This window comes from Snodgrassella sp. W8132 (assembly GCF_016100865.1).
Lineage (GTDB): Bacteria > Pseudomonadota > Gammaproteobacteria > Burkholderiales > Neisseriaceae > Snodgrassella > Snodgrassella alvi.
Window position 1 is genome coordinate 1,597,742 of sequence record NZ_JACFRQ010000001.1, and the last position, 20,740, is coordinate 1,618,481.

The window sequence follows — 20,740 nt, forward strand, 5'->3', positions numbered from 1 at the left end:
TAATGACATACAAAAAAATCATTCCCATACTAATATTTACCAGTGGCCTGTTTATAGGACAGAGTGCCGTTGCAAAAGTGTATACCTGTCTTGAAAACGGCGAAGTTGTCTATACCTCAAAACTAAAGGGAAATTGTGCCGTAGCCAACTTACCGGCTATCGGTAGCTACAGCGACAGCCGCCCCAGCTACCGAAACAGTAGTGCTTCGGCCACAATACGCAGCCGCCCGCGGCCTGCAACCAAGGTAGCAACAGCCTATAGCGGCCTGCAACCCACAGTTAATATCGTTCCTAAAGGCAGCGACAATACCCGTCGTGCCATTTTGCAGCAGGAGCTGACCAATGAACGTAATGCTCTTGCTCAGGCACAGCAGGCACTGAACCGCAGCCGTACCGGAAAAGGCGGTAATATTACCGAACTGCAAAGCGCAGTACTTGACCGGCAGCAGAACATTCAGGCCATACAGCGGGAACTTGGTCGTATGTAAACCCAGATAAAGGATAAATCATGAGAAAATCCCTGATACTTGCCACATTGTGTACTCTGATAAGCACTTCTGCACTGGCACAGATATATGAATGCACCGACAGCCGGGGGAATCACAGTTACAGCGAAGTTCCGAAAGGTAAAAACTGCCATTCTGTCAGCAATCTGGGCGGGAATTTCTCAACCACTTCTGCCTACAAACCTGTCGTAGCTACTCCTGATACCAATTCCAAAGATGCAGATTCAGCCGCCAGCAACCAGCCCGATCAGGCCGCAATTTCTGCTGCCCGTAAGAACCTTGCCGATGCTAAAAAAGCACTGGAAGACGGTAAAAAAATTCGTATGGGAAATGAACGCAACTACGTGCGCTATCAGGAACGCATAAAAGGTCTGGAAGATGCCGTAAAATCCCGGCAGCAGGATTTGGATAAAGCTCTGAATGGCAAATAAAATCTGCTTAGAATTTACCGGCTTAAAATACTTTTTAGCCGGTAAATAATTTGAATGATTCATACATAAAAGTATATATCTGAGAATTAACTCTATTATTCAGGCAGGATTATCAAATATAAATCGTAGATAAAACCATATAAAAGCATTCCTGATATAAAGTAATAACATCATCCTCAACCTCAGCGCATCGATCAAATATCTGTTAAAACTACTATCAATATTGATTAAATAATAGATAAGCATCACTATCAGTACAAAAAGATTTTTCTTTTTCTGATTAATCAATTTACATCTGATGATTCTTTTCTCAAATTCTTAGTTTTTTTTCTTCAATACTTTTAATTTCTTTAGTTGGCAACTCCAAACGTAAACCTTGCTTATTAATATCATCTGACGGGATAGCTAGTAAAGTTTTGGAACCAATATTGGTAAATAAAATATCTACTGAATCTATGTTGCACAAATTTGTACAATTTATATTAACTGATTTTAATTCTTTATTCTCTATTTTTAATGTATTAATTCTGTTCTGTAAAAATTTACCATAACTAATATCAGTATATATAGTTACATTTTTATATTTAATTCCTGCCATTCTAAAAGTTAAATTATCTGATAAATATACTAACAACATTAATGACAAAGGTAAAATAACAATACAAGTTGTAATATTTAAAAATAATTTTTTGTGGTTTTCAAAATATTTTGGTACAAATACTTTTACTTTTTCGCTTGTATTTTTATTTTCTGCTAAATTAATTCTTTCATACATAGAATATTTAAAAATTAATACAAAAATCATGCCAATTTCTATCGAAACAATTATATTAATTAAGTCTCGATCCAGAAAACCAAATATAACTAAATAAATTTGCATTACAATAGCAAATACAGTATATACTTTTGAGCTCTTTGGAAAATACATTTGATTCATATTACATTTTTTCAAAATTTTATTTATAGGTTTTTTACATACCTTAATCACTAATAAACTTGCGTAATATATCATCGTAATGATACTTATATATAAAAAACCAAATATCAACAAAATCCACCAAAAAAACAAAGCATCATTTATAGTTAAACCAGTTGGATAAAATCTGATGTGAATGCAATAAATAATTACAATCATAAATCCCATAACATTGCATAAAATACCAAATGTAGCTAACCCAGTATTAATTGATTTAAGCAAATCTGAATATTTATTCATTTTTTAACACTCCCCTGAAATTAAAAAACCACTTTTTTAACAAACAAATGTTAACATAGTGGTTTAATTATATTTAATTTAAATTAATTATTCACTCCAGCTTCGGATGTAAATCAATATATTGCTGCTTACGCTTTTCCAGCTCACCTATCTGCTCCTGTAAGCGGGCAATTTCTGCATCAATATCATCCACACTCTGCTCAATATGCTGATAAGTCTGCACCAGCAGCTCTCGCGCTTCCTGCTTATTCGAAGCTGAAGGAGACACACCGCGCAGCGGGCGGTTGGCCGTTTCTTTCAGGCAGATACCAGTAACAATACCGATAATTCCCACCAGCATCAGATAATAAGCCGGAATAAACAAATCATTAGTAGCATCCACCAGCGCAGCGGCAATAGTCGGCGTTAAACCGGCAATAATAATCGCAATATTAAATGCACTGGCCAGAGCACTGTAACGGATACGGGTAGGAAACAGTGCCGGCAGCGTAGAAGCCATAACACCGGTAAAAGAATTCAGAATCAGCGCCAGAATAAACAGCCCGAGAAAAATCAGCCCTACTTTGCCACTGGTAATCAGCTGAAAACACGGAATAGCCAGAATCAGCAATGCAATTGAGCCACCAATCACAAATGGCTTACGTCCGATTTTATCGCTGACAAAACCAATAATCGGCTGCATAAACATCATACCAATCATAATCGCAATAATAATCAGCACACCGCGATCTTCACCATAATGCAGATTATGCGACAGATAGCTGGGCATATAAGTCAGCAGCATGTAGTAAGTGATATTTGTGGTTAACACCAGCCCGACACTCACCAGCAATGTCGGCCAGAAACGCTGCACAATTTTCTTAAACGAAACCTGAGGCCGGTTACCAACATCTTCCTGCTCGGCCTTTTCCATCATATCCAGATGTTGCTGAAAAGCCGGAGTTTCCTCCGCAGCATGGCGCAAATACAAGCCCAGCAGACCTAAAGGAGCAGCCAGAAAAAACGGAATGCGCCAGCCCCACGAGAGAAAATGTGCCGAACCCATAATATTTTCCAGCAATACCACCAGCCCTGCACCAAGCACAAACCCGCAGATTGAACCAAAATCCAGAAAACTGCCCAGAAAACCGCGCTGCCGGTCGGGTGAATATTCCGCGACAAAAATAGCCGCTCCGGTATATTCACCGCCCACAGAAAACCCTTGAGCCAGCTTACACAACAGCAATAGCAGAGGTGCCCACATACCAATACTGTTATACGATGGAATCAGACCAATACAAAAAGTACTGAGTGCCATAATAATAATGGTAGTCGACAATACTTTCTGCCGGCCGAAGCGATCGCCAAGTATCCCGAAAAATACACCACCAAGCGGGCGCACCAGAAATGGTACGGAGAAGGTACCCAATGCGGCGATTATCTGCACACTGGGCGAAGCAGACGGAAAAAATACCTGTCCCAGCGCATAAGCCACAAAACCATATACCCCAAAATCAAACCACTCCATGGCATTACCCAGTGCAGCGGCAGAAATGGCCTTTTTAAGCTTATTCTGGTCAACAATAGTGATATCGTGTAATTCCAGCGTTCCGTTCTGAGTAGGAATCAGTGGTGGAACATGAGAAGAAGCCTCATTTTGTTTATTAACAGCTGTCATGATAATCCTCTCATTATTAATATTTAAATGATATTTCAATTATAACATGCGTCTGAAAAACGCTTTGTAATTGAATTTTAAAGAAAACTATCTACAGCATAATCGATAAAAGAGCGCTTGTGCTACAATTATTTTATTCCACCCCGATTTTTCATAGTTTATTAATTCACTTTCACAGCCTGTTTGCCGCATTACCGAGCCGCTATCCTGCCTGCTCCGGCATCAGCCCGCAAAGCCTGCCTGTACAGTGGCAGCTGTACATGAATCTGATGCAATTGCCGCCATAATACCTTTTCAACCACATCATCATCCGGCAGCGGCCTGCTCACATTTAACTGCTCTGCCAATGCCTCCCACTTAGTTTGAAAAAGTGCAGAATGGGGTTTCTGCTCCATCAATTCTGCCAGACTGCCGGCAATCGTCATCCAGTATTGCACCTGTTCCGGCGTCAGCTGTGGACGCAGGCGATCCACCTGAGCACGAATCGCACCCAGTGCAGAAATACAGCTTAACAATACATAATTCAGTTGCAGCAAGGTTTTACCCTCAGCCAGATGTTGCCCGTAACGTTTTGGCTCCATCGACATATCAGCTACAGTATTACTCAGCGTAACCGCCAGCTCGTGTGCATTGCGTCGCGCCGCGCGATAAACAACATCGTCGCTTAGCCCGTTCTGCAACTGCTGCGCTACCTGTCGCAGATAGACACCATCACTGCTTAAGGCGCGTCCGGCAATCCGCCCCAGCGTCAGATAACGCCAGTCTGGCCACAAATACGATACCGCACACCATGCCAGCACAGAGCCAAGAATCGTATCCGTAAAGCGTGACAGCATGGCTGACTGCGTATCCATACCGATAATCGCAAAACCCACCAGCACCTGAACCGTAATAAAAAACGTGGAGAAACTGTAGCGGCGAACCCTGAATGCAAAAAACAGCACCGTACTAACCACCACAATTATCAGCCTGCCAGACAGCGCAGGCACAAAATAAGGCAATGCCGAACCCACTACTACCCCAAGCAGCGTACCCACAATTCTTTGTTTCAGCCTGGCTGTTGTTGCCGAATAATTCGGCTGACAGACAATAACCCCGGTCAGCAAAATCCAGTAACCCATTTTCAGATGGAAACTTTCAACCACCACACAGGTAACAGCAGTCAGAATGGCCAGACGCACAGCATGGCGCAACACATTCGACTGAAAAGTAAAATGTGCTTTTAACGCCGGCAGAATATCGCGTATCCGGTCAACATCCAGCCCGGCAATCTGCAAATCACCGATGTTTTGTTCTTTACTGTTATTTTTTACCTGTTCCAGCCACAACAGCTGCTCATTAATCGCCAGAATATTAGCCGTTAACTGCTGCAAACCCGGTAAATCCTCATCACTGCCATGTTCTGCACAATAACGTGCCACAGCCTGCTGTACACCTTCACCGGCACGCTGAAGCATCAGATTAAATGCATACGGCTTATCTTCCTGCAGGCATTCACCCATCTGCCGGCAAGCCTGAGCCTGCAACACAATCAAGCGCTGAATACGGTAAATTAAATCAGAATGTGCCAGCTTATGCGCCAGTGCCGCATAATCAACATGGCGCGAACTGATACGTTCATGGATATTCTGTGCAGTCAGATAATATTGCAGCAGCATACCAATACTACGCTGCCGGTGCTGCCGGCGCAGACGATAAAACAAAGCAGTACGGCACTGATTAAAACCATTAATCACCGCCGTATTTTTCATTGCCAGCTCAAGTTCCCTTTCTGCAAGCAAATCCACCTCATCCGGGTCAAAAAACTGAGCTTTTACCAGCATATAATCGGCCAGTCTGGCAAAAGAGCCAGCCAGATTGTCCTGCACCGGCCGGTTAGGAAACAGCAGATGCAGCACCAGCGTACACAGACTGAACAAACTGGTACCGCAAACCAGCATAACCGGATTGGTATACCAGGGTAAAAGCGGCGAATAAGTCAGCACCGTATACAGCATCACCAGCAGCGTACCAAAAGCAATCGTGCGGTATCGCACATCAACAGCACCCATCATCGTCATACTGAATGCCGCCCACACCATCAGCAGCGAAAACGCCAGCGGATGCCCGAATGTCCACTGCACCGCAGTAGCAGCCAGAGAAAAATGTATCAGCGTAAAAAACAGATTGCGTAAACGGCCGGTAAATCCATCATCCAGATCCACCAGCCCGCCGGCAATAATTCCCAGAAACAGTGCCGTACTTTCTGCCGTATTGCCCGTATACCATACCCACAGTGCCGCCAGCATCATACTGAGCAGCATCGGTAAATTGGCCAGATAACCTGCACGTACCGGAATTGTTCGCATCTAATCGCCTCTAATGACCAGAAAACACAACCTGCCCCATTTTAGCAAGCTGCCGGATAAACCGGACAGATTATTTACAGCATAAAAAAACCGGCTTCAAAAAGCCGGTTTTCCATATACAGACACAATTATTTCTTCTCAACCTGTGCCTGCCAGGTATCACGCAAAGTTACAGTACGGTTAAATACCGGATTTTCCGCAGTATGGTCATAGCGGTCAGTCACAAAGTAGCCCAGACGCTCAAACTGATAGCGCGTTTCCGGTGCCAGCGTATTTGCTACAGGCTCCACCAGTGCATCAATTTCTGTTACCGAGGCCGGATTCAGAAACTCAGTAAAATCACGATACTGACCATCATCACCGCGTACCGCATCCGGACGTTCCACAGTAAACAGCCGGTCATACAACCGCACCTTAGCCGGCACAGCATATTCAGTAGACAGCCAGTGAATAACACCTTTCACCTTACGTCCCTGCGGCTTAGAAGCCAGCGTGTCATGGTCTATCGAGCATTTCAGCGACACCACCCGTCCGGACGCATCCTGCACCACTTCCTCACACTTAATCACATAGCTGTAACGCAGGCGCACTTCACCGCCCAGCGTTAAACGCTGCCAGCCTTTAGGCGGCTCCAGCGCAAAATCGTCTGCTTCAATATAAATCGTTTTCGTTAGCGGTATCAGACGCTCGCCCATTTCCGGATGATGCGGATGAAACGGTGCTTCACGGCTTTGCGTTATCGCCTCATCAAAATTAATCAGCTCAACTTTAATCGGATTGAGCACCGCAATCATCCGAGGTGCCACACTTTCCAGATCTTCACGAATAGCACCTTCCAGAACACTCATATCCACCACATTTTCGCTCTTGGAAATACCTACCCGTTTGGCAAACAGACGCAGCCCTTCCGGCGTATAACCGCGGCGGCGCATACCGGAAATAGTCGGCATACGCGGGTCGTCCCAGCCGGACACATGGTCTTGCACTACCAGCTGATTCAGCTTGCGTTTGGAAGTAATCGAATACAGCAGTTCCAGCCGTGAAAACTCATACTGATGCGGCTGATGCGCAATCGTAATATTCTCCACCACCCAGTCATACAGCGGCCGGTGTGATTCAAATTCCAGCGTACACAGCGAATGGGTAATATTTTCAATCGCATCCGAAATCGCATGCGTATAATCATACATCGGATAAATAACCCATTTATCACCAGTGCGATGATGATGCACGCGGCGGATACGGTAGATTACCGGATCACGCAGATTAATATTGCCCGCAGCCATATCAATTTTCAGCCGCAGCGTTTTACTGCCATCCGGAAACTCCCCATTGCGCATACGGGCAAACAAATCCAGATTTTCTTCTATCGTACGCTCACGATACGGGCTGTTTTTACCCGGCTCCGTTAACGTACCGCGATACTGACGCATTTCCTCAGCATCCAGATCATCCACATACGCCTTACCTGCTTTAATCAGCTCCAGCGCATACTCATACAAACGTTCAAAATAATCTGAAGCAAAACGTTCCTCATGCCACTGGAAACCCAGCCACTGCACATCTTCCTTAATCGAGCGCACATACTCATCCGATTCTTTCTCAGGATTCGTATCATCAAAGCGCAGATTACACAAACCATCATAAATATAAGCCAGACCAAAATTCAGGCAAATCGATTTAGCATGGCCGATATGCAGATAACCATTAGGTTCGGGAGGGAAACGCGTAATTACCTGCCGGCATTTCCCGCTTTGCAGGTCTTCCTCAATAATAGAGCGTATAAAATGATTATCGGCAAACTGATCTTTATTAAGCATAGTTCTTCTGAATATGTGCAAATGTGTTTTGCAGAATAAAAACGTCTGAAAACACCAACTAAAAGGTAATAATTATATACCCAATTTATATAAGCAATATACAATTATACTAACCAAAAACGTATCAATTAAACAGTTTAGTAATAATTAAGCAAATACTAAACCAAATCAGATGAAATACAAACAATAATTTACCGATTAATTAAATTCAGCATCCATCACCGGAAAAACCCAAATTGCCTTTGTCTGCCATCGGGCAGACTCAACAGCGACAATACCTACCTGTCAGACGCACACTGCCCGTACCAAATAAAATATGCTTAATATTCAAAGCATAAAAATCCAGCCAGCCGTAAAGCACAGAATACAACACACAAGCTGTAATACCACATCCGTTAAAATGGCATTGCGCCTTCAACACAATTCATTCCGTAAACATATTTTCAGCAAAACATCTTCCGGAAACGAACCGCATCACATCAGCCAGTTACAAAAAGCCATAATAAATCACTGAGCCGCCATAAACCCATGCATACATTAATATCTGCATTAATTTATTTCATATAATAATCAGACTACAAAACAAAGTTTTTATGTACAATTATCAGAATTAAATTTGAAAATTCATTCAAATAAAAATACACACATCTTTACCCGCACAATCAACAACCCGAAATTTTTATCAACACATGCTTTCTTCCGGTTTAGTGCCAGACACAATCCGGCATACAGCCTGCATAGTTACCAGCCTTAGTGCAGGTCTTAATACCGGTAAATAGATATTCAGGCATTAAGAGCACGAATATCCGGCAGGAAGCAACTGATATCAAAGGATTAATCATGGTACGAGTAAACAAATTCAACCGGCAGAATAAATTTAAAAAAATAAACCGGCAACAAACAGGCAGTGATAAACAGCCCCTAAGCAAAGGCAAAATCAGCCCGGAAACACAGACATCTGCACGCACCGCAACCCCTTCCCTGCTTTTGCGCCTGTATCATTACTATTTCAACCCTGATAAAACCGTAAGAAGAAAAAACCGCATAAGCTCACTGCAAACAAGCGCCAGATTCTCCGTATTAATATGTATTGCTTTAATTATCTTTGCATCGGTCAGAAATATTATCAGATTAAAACATGCCAGCATCACCAACACACACACTTTACAGAATTCCGGTATCAAAAATACACCTGCTCCCATCAAAATCCGCAATAGCAGCACACAGTCCCGGAACAAAGAGCACAAAATCCGGCAAGAACATCATTAACCAGATAAATTTCTAATAGTCACATACCGTATTATTAGCGAGAGAATAATAACAGAGAAAATAATTTATAATATCAAATAAAACCATCAGCATATTTAACCAATCCGGCAAATTAACAGCTGAACGTTTTATCTTTATATTCAGGATTTAGCTGTTAATTTATTTTTCCACTGGTCTGTATTCCTCTTTATTTTTATTGCTTTATTAAAAATAATTAAATACATCCATCAGCATTTTATGCAAATATATTATCAATAACCAGCACGGAACTGGAGATTTGTTATTATTCAAACGATATTTGCCATATTCACTGCGGACAATAAAACGTCACTGCCCCAATAGAGGAACAGTGGCGTTATTTTAATAAAATTCCAGATTCCGGCCATGGCTAAATCAGCCGGCTTTTTTGCAAAAACAACAGTTCAGGCTTGCCGGTGCAAGCTTACTTGCATCGGTAAATTGTCAGCCGGCAACCACAGAAAGCCTGCAAAACTTACTTACTGCTAACCGGCAGCTTGCCCTGCTGCTCCAATTCCTTTATATATTCCGGCAGGATTACCTGCTGGATATTGTCACGTTCTTTTTTAATTGCATCCAGCTTAGCTTTATTGCGCCGGTAATCTGCCATGGATTTGATAGTCGGGCGCGGCGTACATAATTTTTCGCTTTTAGCAAAAAGTTTATAATGCATGGGCGTATTTCTGCCTTCTTCTATTGTTCCATAGGTAATATACAATTGATTACAGGCCAGAAAATGCACTGTGATATTTGCCACCTTGCCAAAATCATCACCGGCAGATGGTGGTGGAGGGGGTAATGGTATTACGGCTGAATGGTTTTCATCATACTGAGCTATAATAGCTGCTTCATTTTTATCAACATTTACACCGGGTAAATCTAAACCTCTAGGATTCCACCTAGGATAAGGTAAAACGCGCCAATATATACGTGCAGTCATACCCGGTTTCCATTTTGCTGGTAAATAAGCTGCACCACAGGTAGAACCGCCACCAAAGCGTTTTTTACCAACTTCATAATCATCAACACCGTTGGTTCCCGGAATACAGCCACCATTAATCGAACCGCCAGACATATTTTCATAATTGTATTCCAGTGCTTCAACCGGCGCGGCATAGGATTTGTTTTTGCCGGAAGTAACGCCGACAAAAGGTTCAAAACCGCCGCCGCAGGAGGTAATGGCGGTAGCCGACAGCAGTAGTAAGCTTAGCCGGATAAGGCGGCTAGCGGTGAATATTTTTTTACCAGACATTTAATGCTCACTCTTCTATTCTTGTTTTAAAAAGCACTACAGATAAAATTCAAAGCCTGTTATGTATCTATTTACCTGTAACCGGCAACTTACCCTGCTGCTCCAGTTCCTTTATATATTCCGGCAGGATTACCTGCTTAATATTTGCCCGCTCCTGTTTAATTGCATCCATCTTGGCTTTATTGCGCCGGTAATCTGCCATGGATTTGATTGACGGGCGTGGCGTACACAGTTTCTGGCTTTTCTTAAATAGTTCAAACTGTTTCTTTACTGCCTCACGAGCATCATCATCTTTGGTGCCATAATCAATATATATTTGGTTACAAGCTAGGAAATGGACAGTAATATTACTTGTCTTACCAAAATCATCACCCATAGATGGTGGTGGAGGTGGAAGTGGTATTACTGCTGAATGACTTTCATGATATTGTGCTATTGCATTTTTTTCATTTTGGTCAAATTCTAATCCAGGCACATTAAGAACTTTTGCATGCCAACCCGGATAAGGTAACACTGTCCAGTTAATACGCGCAGTCATACCCGGTTTCCATTTCGCCGGCAGATAGGCGGCACCGCAAGTTGAACCACCACCAAAGCGTTTTTTACCAACCTCATAATCATCTACGCCCGCTGTGTTTGGAATACAACCACCATTAATTGAACCACCATGTACATTTTCATAGTTGTATTCCAATGCCTCTACCGGCGCGGCATAGGATTTGTTTTTACCGGAAGTAACGCCGACAAAAGGTTCAAAACCTCCGCCGCAGGAGGTAATGGCGGTAGCCGACAGCAGTAATAAACATAGCCGGATAAAGCGGCTAGCGGTGAATATTTTTTTAGCAGACATTTGATTCTCACTCTTCTTGGGTTAAACACTGTGATTACTGCATTGTGTATTTAATAATTGATTTGGTAGCTGCATCTCTGATTTCCGCTTTATTCCGGTTTTTGTTATCACCCTGTTGCTGGTACTGCTTACATCTGTCAGTTTTTATGCAATGATATTACCAATATCTGGCGCAGAAACGGAAATTTTTTATTAGTCGAACCGGTATTTGTACTGCGGATAATAAAACGCCACTGTACCCGTATGGGAACAATGGCGTTATTTTCAGGAGATTCCGGCTAAGGCTGAATCAGCCGGCTTTTTTGCAAAGACAACAGTTCAGAATTGCCGGCGCAAGCTTACTTGCACCGATAAGTTGTCAGCCGGCGACCATAGCAAGCCTGCAAAACTTATTTACTGCTAACCGGCAGCTTGCCCTGCTGCTCCAGCTCCTTAATATATTCGGGCAGGATTACCTGCTGGATATTGTCACGTTCTTTTTTAATTGCATCCAGTTTAGCTTTATTGCGCCGGTAATCCGCCATAGATTTGATTGAAGGGCGTGGTGTACACAGTTTCTCACTTTTCGCATATAGTTCAAACTGTTTTTTTACCACTTCCGGTGCATTTTCCTGTCGGGTACCATAATCAATGAATATCTGGTTACAGGCTAAAAAATGAACGGTAATATTTCGCACTTTGCCAAAATCATCACCTGCAAACGCTGGAGGAGGAGGCAAAGGTATTACGGCTGAATGGTTTTCATCATACTGACTAATAATGGCTGATTCTTTTTCGTCAAAATTCACGCCGGGCAAATTTAACATTTTTGGATGCCATTTAGGATATGGTAGCACTCGCCAGTGAATTCGCGCAGTCATACCCGGTTTCCATTTCGCCGGCAGATAAGCTGCTCCACAGGTAGCACCACCTCCGTAACGTTTTTTACCTACCTCATAATCATCTACTCCCGGTGTCTTAGGAATACAACCGCCATTGATTGAACCACCAGACATATTTTCATAGTTATATTCCAGTGCCTCTACCGGCGCGGCATAGGATTTATTTTTACCTGAAGTAACGCCGACAAAGGGTTCGAAGCCTCCGCCACAGGAGGTAACAACGGTTACCGACAATAACAATAAACTCAGTCGGATAAGGCGGCTTGCCGTAAATATTTTTCTTCCTGACATTTAATGCTCACTCTATTTTTATTTTAAAAGTTACTACAGATAATATTCAAAGCCCGTGATATGTCTATTTACCAGTAACCGGCAGCTTGCCCTGCTGCTCCAGTTCCTTTATATATTCCGGCAGGATTACCTGTTTAATATTTGCCCGTTCCTGCTTGATTGCATCCATTTTGGCTTTATTACGCCGGTAATCTGCCATGGATTTAATCGACGGGCGCGGCGTACATAGTTTCTGGCTTTTCGCAAACAGCGCGAACTGTTTCTTGACTGCTTCGCGTGTATCATCATCTGTGGTGCCATAATCAATATATAACTGATTACAGGCTAGAAAATGAACAGTAATATTACTTACTTTGCCAAAATCATCTCCGGCAGACGGTGGAGGCGGCGGTAATGGTATTACTGCTGAATAGTTTTCATAATATTGTCTCATTATGCCTTTTTCATTTTCATCGAAATTAACTCCCGGCATATCTAACATACGTGCTTTCCAGCCGGGGTAAGGCAAAACCCGCCAGTTAATACGCGCCATCATACCTGGTTTCCATTTCGCCGGCAGATAAGCAGCGCCACATGTAGCACCACCGCCGTAGCGTTTTTTACCAACCTCATAATCATCTACGCCCGGTGTTTTGGGAATACAGCCACCATTAATCGAACCGCCAGACATATTTTCAAAGTTATATTCCAGTGCCTCCACCGGCGCGGCATAAGATTTATTTTTGCCGGAAGTAACGCCGACAAAAGGTTCGAAGCCTCCGCCGCAGGAGGTGATGGCGGTAGCCGACAGCAGTAATAAACTTAGCCTGATAAGGCGGTTTACGGTGAATATTTTTTTACCAGACATTTGATTCTCACTCTTTTTGGGTTAAACGCTGTGATTACTGCATTGTGTATTTAATAATTGATTTGGTAGCTGCATCTCTGATTTCCGCTTTATTCCGGTTTTTGTTATCACCCTGTTGCCGGTACTGCTTACATCTGTCAGTTTTTATGCAATGATATTACCAATATCTGGCGCAGAAACGGAAATTTTTTATTAGTCGAACCGGTATTTGTACTGCGGATAATAAAACGCCACTGCACCCGTATGGGAACAATGGCGTTATTTTCAGGAGATTCCGGCTAAGGCTGAATCAGCCGGCTTTTTTGCAAAGAGAACAGTTCAGGCTTGCCGGCGCAAACTTACTTGCACCGGTAAGTTGTCAGCCGGCGACCATAGCAAGCCTGCAAAACTTATTTACTGCTAACCGGCAGTTTGCCCTGCTGCTCCAGTTCCTTAATATATTCGGGCAGAATCACCTGCTGAATATTGTCACGTTCTTTTTTAATTGCATCCAGCTTAGCTTTATTGCGCCGGTAATCTGCCATAGATTTGATTGACGGGCGGGGGGTACACAGTTTCTGGCTTTTCGCAAATAATGCAAACTGCTTTTTGACTGCATCACGAGCATCATCATCTTTGGTGCCATAATCAATATATATTTGGTTACAGGCTAGGAAATGGACAGTAATATTACTTGTCTTACCAAAATCATCACCCATAGATGGAGGTGGGGGTGGTAATGGTATTACCGCTGAATGATTTTCATCGTACTGGCTGATAATAGCTGATTCATTACGATCTATAACTAAACCTGGTTTGTTCAATATTTTAGGTTGCCAAGCAGGATAAGGTAAAACCCGCCAGTTAATACGCGCCATCATGCCCGGCTTCCATTTCGCCGGCAGATAGGCTGCTCCACAAGTAGATCCTCCACCAAAGCGTTTTTTACCAACTTCATAATCGTCAACACCATTAGTATTCGGAATGCAGCCACCATTGATTGAGCCACCGGAAATATTTTCATAGACGTATACAAGTGCCTCTACTGGCGCCGCATAAGATTTGTTTTTACCGGAGGTAACACCGACAAATGGTTCAAAACCGCCGCCGCAGGAGGTGATGGCGGTAGCCGACAGCAGCAATAAACTTAGCCGGATAAGGCGGTTTACGGTGAATATTTTTTTACCAGACATTTGATTCTCACTCTTTTTGGGTTAAACACTGTGATTACTGCATTGTGTATTTAATAATTGATTTCATCGCTGCATCTCTGATTTCCGCTTTATTCCGGTTTTGTTATCACCCTGTTGCCGGTACTGCTTACATCTGTCAGTTTTTATGCAATGATATTACCAATATCTGGCGCAGAAACGAAAGTTTTTTATTAGTCGAACCGATATTTACACTGCGGATAATAAAACGCCACTGTACCCGTATGGGAACAATGGCGTTATTTTCAAAAGATTCCGGCTATGGCTAAATCAGCCGGCTTTTTTGCAAAGAGAACAGTTCAGGCTTGCCGGCGCAAGCTTACTTGCATCGGTAAGTTGTCAGCCGGCGACCATAGCAAGCCTGCAAAACTTATTTACTGCTAACCGGCAGCTTACCCTGCTGCTCCAGTTCCTTTATATATTCCGGCAGGATTACCTGCTGGATATTGTCACGTTCTTTTTTAATTGCATCCATTTTGGCTTTGTTACGTCGGTAATCTGCCATGGTTTTTACTATAGGGCGTGGCGTACATAATTTTTCGCTTTTAGCAAAAAGTTTATAATGCATGGGCGTATTTCTGCCTTCTTCTACTGTACCGTAAGTAATATACAATTGATTACAGGCCAGAAAATGCACTGTGATATTCCTTACCTTGCCAAAATCATCACCGGCAGATGGTGGCGGAGGTGGTAATGGTATTACGGCTGAATGATTTTCATCATACTGATCTATAATAGCTGATTCTTTACTATCTAAAACCAATCCGGGTTTATTTAATACCTTTGGCTGCCAAGTTGGGTAAGGTAAAACCCGCCAGTTAATACGTGCAGTCATTCCCGGTTTCCATTTCGCCGGCAGATAAGCAGCACCACACGTAGCACCACCCCCATAGCGCTTTTTTCCTACCTGATAATCATTTACCCCAGGTGTTTTGGGAATACAACCACCATTAATTGAACCACCAGACATATCTTCATAATTGTATTCCAATGCTTCTACTGGCGCGGCATAAGCTTTGTTTTTACCGGAAGTAACGCCGACAAACGGTTCGAAGCCTCCGCCACAGGAGGTAACAGCGGTAGCCGACAGCAGCAATAAACTTAGCCGGATAAGACGGTTTACACTGAATATTTTTTTAGCAGGCATTTGATTCTCACTCTTCTTGGGTTAAACACTGTGATTACTGCATTGTGTATTTAATAATTGATTTCATCGCTGCATCTCTGCCTTCCCTTTATTCAATTGTTAGCTATCGTATTACTTCCGGTATTTATTCCATATATCAATATATTACACAATCATACACAATAGCGCAGTATATTTGTTAACAGCTTAAGCAATTAAGCGGCGATGATAAAAATTCTGACTATGCGCTTTACTCACATACAGGCAGAGCAGCAGAATAAAACGCCATTGCCCCGGTATGGCGGCAATGGCGTTGCAACAAAGGCAGCGTGAATACAACGCTGCGTGCCGCTTACAGCTACAGCAGCCAGCTTTGCAGTACTTTTTTAATCAATTCGATTTTTTGCGGCGAAATCGCCTGCATCTGCGGCGGAATATTACCGCTTTGCAGCTGCTGCAACAGGCTGGCGATTTCCGGCTGGCTGCGGCTGGCAATATTTTCCGGCAGATACTGGTTGATTTCCAGATCGCCGAGACCAAGCCGGTTGAGCGCGGATTTACCCATCTGCTCTACCGCCTGATCGTAAATATCGCCGCCGCTGTTGTTGTAAAAAGCCTGCGCAAGGGTTTGCGGATCCTGTGCACCGCTCTCCAGCAAGGCAGTACTGTTTTGCGCGCTGATGCGGCTGTTTTGCTGGTACTGGCTGATTTGCTGGCGTAAATGCTCGGCCAGACTGTCTTTGCTGATGTCTTCCAGACCGGGCGGCTGCATCAGGCTCGCCTGCGGCAGCGCCGCTACCGGATCGGAATAAACGGTCATCCCCTGTTTAAGGGCTTCCTGCAACTGCTGCTTATCCAGTGTGCCGGCTTTAGCCTGCTGCACCGCATTTTCCAGCTGTTTCTGATTTTCGGTAACCTTATCCAGCATTTGTTTCACCTGCTCAGCCTGCTGCTTCAGCTGCGCATTGGACTCTTTCATCTTATCCAGCGCCTTTTGCTGCTCGGTAAGCAGCTCGCGGATTTCATTCAGATTCTTGATGGTTTCATCACTGTTCTGAATAACCTGACCGAGGGTTTTATCGAGAAATTCCTTATCGGTCCACGGCTTCTGCTTGTCATATTCGGCTTTAATCTGCTGGGTGGCGGTTTGCAAATCCTTGGTGAACTGACGCAGCTTTTTCAGATTGTCGGCAGTCGGCAGAATTTTACCGGTATCCGGATCAATAGCCAGTGCCTGATAGTCCTGAGTAAGCAGATTCCATGCGGCTCTGTCTGCATCGGTAACAAACAGCTCGGGATTATTCAGACCAATCAGAATATAGGCCGGATTGCCGTATTTCACGCTCATATAGGCGCTGCGGGCAATCCCGGCTATCCCGACCACGCGATTGGCCAGCAGCACCGGCGACAGCGGCTTATTCGAAAAGCCGCCGCTGAACACCAGACGGTGGGCAAAATAGCTGGTAAACGGTTCACGGCTTTGCAGCAGCGAATCATGCATAAACCAGGCACGCGAATCATGAATCTGGTCGTCGAAAATCTGCACCATCTGCGGATAATTGGCGGAATATTTTTCTGCATGGGTTTTCAGCCGGTTGATAATCGCCGTTTTCTCGCTCAAATCTGCCTTCTGCAGCCGCTGCCAGATATCCATCACCGAACTTGTAGCCAGTTCGAGGCCGTGGAGATTCTTCTGATAGCGCTGGCGCAGGACATCGAGCAGAGTACCGGTAACCAGTGCGCCTTTATCGGCATTCTTGAACATCTCGCTGATTTCCTGCGTTGAATAATCCCATGGCATTTTGGTTTTATTCTCGCCTTTCTGCCCTTTACCGTCTGCCGGTGCACTACCGCCTGCCGGCGGACCTGAGGCAACAATATTTTTCGCCAGTGGCGGCAGCGGAAGGGTATTGGTATTACCCGATGCAGGCGTTTTAAGATCAGCAACTTTCGCGCCGAAATACAGCTCATCGCCATTATCATGGATGTCTTTGTATTCGGCAGCCTCGTCGTCGTTATTCAGCATATACATGCTGCCGGCAAACAGGGTATCAAGCAGGAAACCGGCGGAAAGCATATTCTCCAGATGAAATTCATGCAGATAATCGGCTTTAAAATCCTTGGCGCCTTCAATCAAGTCCCAGCCATCGTTGCCGGGTACGTAATTTTTATTGATAATGCCGTCGAGAAATTCCTGCCGTTTCTCTTTCGGAATATCTTCCAGACCGGCCTGTTTCCACATTTCATCATTATCGGCAACCGGCTTATCGGGGAAATTGCCTTTACCGGCTTCGTTGGCTTCTTTACGCCCTTTATTGATAATATCCGTACGGCCGTTTTTGGTGTCTTTGTCTTCCTTTTCTCCGACGCTGCCATCCTTCGAAAGCTGTAAACCAAGGAAACGCGCATAACCGGCGATACCGGAGCGTACCCAGCGCAAAATCCGATAGGCAGTAAAATGATGGACTTGCTTTTGCAGTGCGGTGCTGATATTCGAGGTTTCCAGTGTTTTCAGCCACGCATTAAAGCGCTCAACCATCTCTGGCTGAGTATCATATTCAATAGTAGTATCTTCATCCATGAATTCATAGTTTTTCAGCTGAAAACGCGGATGTTTCTGCATATCTTTTTTTAAGGCAGGATGCTTTCTCAATACTTGCAAAGGCATACCATGCTGCCAGCAGCGCGCATACATATCATGCAGAGCAATCTGCGAGAGCACATGCCCCATACCATAATTACTCTTAAACTGCTCACCGGGCGGATAGCCACCGCCGATATCGGAATGCACACCGGGATAGATATATTCCTTAAAATTACCTTTCGGATAGCCGCCGTCGACACAGATACTGTCGACCGAGAAGCTTTTACGCTGCTCATGCGCCGAAACAAAGTGATAACAGTTTTTAATAAAACCGGCGCTGCCGGCACGCTGCAGCGACATGGTGCCGTGCGCCCATGAACAGTGACCGGTAACCATGGCCACCAGCGGCGACATACCGACAGTAGCAACGGTATCAAACAAGCCGCACATCTCCACATAAATCGGGATACCGAGCAGTTTCAGCTCAATGCCTTCATAGGGTTTTTCTGCTTTCTTATCATCGGCCTTAGCCGGTTTGTTGCCTTTCGGAGCACTGGCGCTCATGGTAGCAGCCTGCGCCTGCACCCGCTGCATGGCGGCTTTGGTAGCGCTGCTGTTTACCGGCGCGGCGGCGGTAGGAGCCGGCTGCTTGGCTTTATCCTTGTCCTGCTCGTCTGATTTGTCTTTGTTTTTCGCCTCGGCTTCCTCTTTGGCTTTAGCCTCTGCCGCAGCACGGTCGTCTTTACGCTGTTTGATGCGCTCTTTCTCCTGCTCCGCCATCAGCTTTTCCAGCTGCTCGCGTGCATCAGCATTTTCATCACGGTCGAGCAGGTAGTCGAGCAGCCAGTTCATAAAGGTGCGCGCCTCGGCGGCACCGCGGGAAAAGCCGACCACATACAGCTTAATTGCATCGGGTAATGGTTTGGAATCCGGGCGCTGCAAGGTATCCAGAAAGCTGTCGAGCTGGCTTTTGCGCCCGGCACGCGAATCCATGCCTTTTACCATTTTCTGTGCGGTTTCCAGTGGCAGCTCTTTTATATTAAATATTTCACTGATACCTAAGCTATCGCAGATACGGGTTAAGCCCCAGTTAATCCGCGCCTGGCCGAATTTAGCCAGGGCCTCGCCGAGCATGCCCGGATCATCATCGCCGATTTCCTCAAAGCGGGTACCGACGCCCTGAATATAATGCTTAAACCAGCCGTATTTAATCATTTCCTTATCACGGTTACTTTCTCCCGGTGTACCGCCGGCACCCATACAGGCATGAAACAGGCGCGCGGCATTGGAAGTACGCGGATAAGTATACGGCTTAATCAGCTTTGCCTGCTGAGCTGCGGCATCTTTAAGCGGATCGAGCTGCTCTGGGGTTGGTGGCGTGGCACCGGAAACTACTTTATCGGCTTTTTCATGATTATTGGTGCCATCAAAAAAGAAGTTGATTTTAAGCACTTTCTGGCACGGCTTGGCTTTAGTGCGGTCGACAAAATTATTGTCTTTGCGGTTTTCCTGGATGCTGCTGATGGAAGCCGGCAGGCGGCCACCGGCGGCAGTGGGAAACTCATCCGGTTTAAGCACGCCCGGCCACTGAAATTCAATCGGCTTAATCGTCGGCAAATACGGCTTAAGCTTATCGCCGATCTTTTTTCCGATACTCGGCGGTTTGTCCAGAGGGGGTACTCCCGGCCCGGTTTGCGGCAGAAATTTGTCGTCGGGCTTGTTACCATTCGCTGTTGTATTTGCCGGTGTTTTAGCGCCCGGTTTTTGACCTTGCTGCGAAGCTGCCGGCTTATTCGGCTGGTTTTGCCCGGACTGCGGCTTGTTCGACTGGTTTTGTCCAGACTGCGGCTTGTTCGACTGGTTTTGTCCAGACTGCGGCTTATTCTGCTGGTTTTGTCCAGACTGCGGCTTATTCTGCTGGTTTTGCCCAGACTGCGGCTTGTTCGGCTGGTTTTGCCCGGACTGCGGTTTTTTCGGGTTGGCAGGAGGCGGATGATTGGCAGCATCGGCAGCGTCACCATCCTTATAAATTCCGAAATCATTCTGCTCTGGCGAGTGGCCGGCAGTGATGCTGTCTATACTGATTCCTTTATTGTGCGGATTATTCGGCGTTGGCAGCGGCGCTTTGCCGCCACCCGGCTTGCCCGCTCCTGCGCCAGCAGCCGGTTTATCACCTGCACCCGGTTTACCGCCACCGCTCCCTCCCGGCTGCGGAGCACCGGCAGGTGCATTCGGCTGTTTTTTATTATCGTCGTTACTCGCCATAACTGGTTTCCCTCTTTAACTAAGAAATACAAATAAGCTGAGTGCCGGTGGCCGGTAGTACTTCGTATTGTGAGGCAGGCTGATTCTGTTTGCCCGGATGCCGACGCTGCTCCCTGGTCTGTGCATTTATGCCGATATAAGCGCTATCTGAATGCACCATTTCCGTAACCATTTATTTTAACATATTTA

Annotated in this window: 15 protein-coding genes; 3 read left to right on the plus strand and 12 right to left on the minus strand. The window is 44.9% G+C overall.

Features of this window, described 5'->3' with window-relative positions:
• Positions 1 to 2 precede the first annotated feature (2 nt).
• Positions 3 to 488, plus strand: coding sequence for a hypothetical protein (locus tag H3U82_RS07285; protein WP_025330034.1), 486 nt, complete (start codon positions 3 to 5; stop codon positions 486 to 488).
• Positions 489 to 508: 20 nt separating this feature from the next.
• Positions 509 to 937: a DUF4124 domain-containing protein gene (locus H3U82_RS07290; RefSeq protein WP_025330033.1), complete on the plus strand. Its 429-nt coding sequence runs from the start codon at positions 509 to 511 to the stop codon at positions 935 to 937.
• A gap of 310 nt (positions 938 to 1,247) precedes the next feature.
• Here the strand turns inward: H3U82_RS07290 and H3U82_RS07295 are convergent, their stop codons facing one another.
• The 4 genes from H3U82_RS07295 to H3U82_RS07310 all read right to left on the minus strand — a co-directional run bounded on the left by H3U82_RS07295 (position 1,248) and on the right by H3U82_RS07310 (position 7,978).
• A complete protein-coding gene (locus H3U82_RS07295; RefSeq protein WP_198209844.1) occupies positions 1,248 to 2,153 on the minus strand; it encodes a hypothetical protein in 906 nt (301 codons plus the stop codon).
• 91 nt (positions 2,154 to 2,244) lie between these two features.
• Positions 2,245 to 3,810, minus strand: a complete 1,566-nt coding sequence (gene proP, locus H3U82_RS07300) for a glycine betaine/L-proline transporter ProP (protein ID WP_100125106.1) — start codon at positions 3,808 to 3,810, stop codon at positions 2,245 to 2,247.
• Positions 3,811 to 4,001: 191 nt separating this feature from the next.
• On the minus strand, positions 4,002 to 6,158 hold the full coding sequence (gene yccS, locus H3U82_RS07305; protein WP_198209846.1) for a YccS family putative transporter: 2,157 nt from the start codon (positions 6,156 to 6,158) through the stop codon (positions 4,002 to 4,004).
• 128 nt (positions 6,159 to 6,286) lie between these two features.
• The gene (locus tag H3U82_RS07310) at positions 6,287 to 7,978 is read right to left on the minus strand and encodes a glutamine--tRNA ligase/YqeY domain fusion protein (protein WP_198209848.1); all 1,692 of its coding nucleotides are present in this window, start codon (positions 7,976 to 7,978) and stop codon (positions 6,287 to 6,289) included.
• 840 nt (positions 7,979 to 8,818) lie between these two features.
• On the opposite strand from H3U82_RS07310, the gene H3U82_RS07315 reads away from it, so the two are divergent.
• The gene (locus tag H3U82_RS07315) at positions 8,819 to 9,247 is read left to right on the plus strand and encodes a hypothetical protein (protein WP_198209850.1); all 429 of its coding nucleotides are present in this window, start codon (positions 8,819 to 8,821) and stop codon (positions 9,245 to 9,247) included.
• A 493-nt stretch (positions 9,248 to 9,740) separates the two neighbouring features.
• On the opposite strand, the gene H3U82_RS07320 is transcribed toward H3U82_RS07315, so the two are convergent.
• The 8 genes from H3U82_RS07320 to H3U82_RS07355 form a co-directional block, all read right to left on the minus strand.
• Positions 9,741 to 10,517 (minus strand): DUF3304 domain-containing protein, encoded by a 777-nt coding sequence (locus H3U82_RS07320; protein ID WP_198209852.1) that lies wholly within the window; start codon positions 10,515 to 10,517, stop codon positions 9,741 to 9,743.
• Between the two features lie 67 nt (positions 10,518 to 10,584).
• On the minus strand, positions 10,585 to 11,367 hold the full coding sequence (locus H3U82_RS07325; protein WP_198209855.1) for a DUF3304 domain-containing protein: 783 nt from the start codon (positions 11,365 to 11,367) through the stop codon (positions 10,585 to 10,587).
• 389 nt (positions 11,368 to 11,756) lie between these two features.
• Positions 11,757 to 12,539: a DUF3304 domain-containing protein gene (locus H3U82_RS07330; RefSeq protein ID WP_198209857.1), complete on the minus strand. Its 783-nt coding sequence runs from the start codon at positions 12,537 to 12,539 to the stop codon at positions 11,757 to 11,759.
• 64 nt (positions 12,540 to 12,603) lie between these two features.
• Positions 12,604 to 13,386, minus strand: coding sequence for a DUF3304 domain-containing protein (locus H3U82_RS07335; protein ID WP_198209860.1), 783 nt, complete (start codon positions 13,384 to 13,386; stop codon positions 12,604 to 12,606).
• 389 nt (positions 13,387 to 13,775) lie between these two features.
• On the minus strand, positions 13,776 to 14,558 hold the full coding sequence (locus tag H3U82_RS07340) for a DUF3304 domain-containing protein (RefSeq protein ID WP_198209862.1): 783 nt from the start codon (positions 14,556 to 14,558) through the stop codon (positions 13,776 to 13,778).
• A gap of 388 nt (positions 14,559 to 14,946) precedes the next feature.
• Positions 14,947 to 15,723, minus strand: a complete 777-nt coding sequence (locus H3U82_RS07345) for a DUF3304 domain-containing protein (RefSeq protein WP_198209864.1) — start codon at positions 15,721 to 15,723, stop codon at positions 14,947 to 14,949.
• 337 nt (positions 15,724 to 16,060) lie between these two features.
• Entirely contained in the window at positions 16,061 to 20,551 is a 4,491-nt protein-coding gene (locus H3U82_RS07350; RefSeq protein ID WP_198209866.1) for a phospholipase effector Tle1 domain-containing protein, read from the minus strand.
• Positions 20,552 to 20,570: 19 nt separating this feature from the next.
• Entirely contained in the window at positions 20,571 to 20,711 is a 141-nt protein-coding gene (locus tag H3U82_RS07355) for a hypothetical protein (protein WP_157785007.1), read from the minus strand.
• Positions 20,712 to 20,740: the final 29 nt, after the last annotated feature.

Excerpts from the sequence above, each read along its gene's own strand:
- H3U82_RS07330 (WP_198209857.1), bottom strand. The coding sequence starts at position 12,539 with ATGTCAGGAAGAAAAATATTTACGGCAAGCCGCCTTATCCGACTGAGT.
- H3U82_RS07320 (WP_198209852.1), bottom strand. The coding sequence starts at position 10,517 with ATGTCTGGTAAAAAAATATTCACCGCTAGCCGCCTTATCCGGCTAAGC.
- H3U82_RS07335 (WP_198209860.1), bottom strand. The coding sequence starts at position 13,386 with ATGTCTGGTAAAAAAATATTCACCGTAAACCGCCTTATCAGGCTAAGT.
- H3U82_RS07315 (WP_198209850.1), top strand. The coding sequence starts at position 8,819 with ATGGTACGAGTAAACAAATTCAACCGGCAGAATAAATTTAAAAAAATA.
- H3U82_RS07310 (WP_198209848.1), bottom strand. The coding sequence starts at position 7,978 with ATGCTTAATAAAGATCAGTTTGCCGATAATCATTTTATACGCTCTATT.
- proP (WP_100125106.1), bottom strand. The coding sequence starts at position 3,810 with ATGACAGCTGTTAATAAACAAAATGAGGCTTCTTCTCATGTTCCACCA.
- H3U82_RS07350 (WP_198209866.1), bottom strand. The coding sequence starts at position 20,551 with ATGGCGAGTAACGACGATAATAAAAAACAGCCGAATGCACCTGCCGGT.
- yccS (WP_198209846.1), bottom strand. The coding sequence starts at position 6,158 with ATGCGAACAATTCCGGTACGTGCAGGTTATCTGGCCAATTTACCGATG.
- H3U82_RS07355 (WP_157785007.1), bottom strand. The coding sequence starts at position 20,711 with ATGGTGCATTCAGATAGCGCTTATATCGGCATAAATGCACAGACCAGG.
- H3U82_RS07295 (WP_198209844.1), bottom strand. The coding sequence starts at position 2,153 with ATGAATAAATATTCAGATTTGCTTAAATCAATTAATACTGGGTTAGCT.
- H3U82_RS07325 (WP_198209855.1), bottom strand. The coding sequence starts at position 11,367 with ATGTCTGCTAAAAAAATATTCACCGCTAGCCGCTTTATCCGGCTATGT.
- H3U82_RS07285 (WP_025330034.1), top strand. The coding sequence starts at position 3 with ATGACATACAAAAAAATCATTCCCATACTAATATTTACCAGTGGCCTG.
- H3U82_RS07290 (WP_025330033.1), top strand. The coding sequence starts at position 509 with ATGAGAAAATCCCTGATACTTGCCACATTGTGTACTCTGATAAGCACT.
- H3U82_RS07345 (WP_198209864.1), bottom strand. The coding sequence starts at position 15,723 with ATGCCTGCTAAAAAAATATTCAGTGTAAACCGTCTTATCCGGCTAAGT.
- H3U82_RS07340 (WP_198209862.1), bottom strand. The coding sequence starts at position 14,558 with ATGTCTGGTAAAAAAATATTCACCGTAAACCGCCTTATCCGGCTAAGT.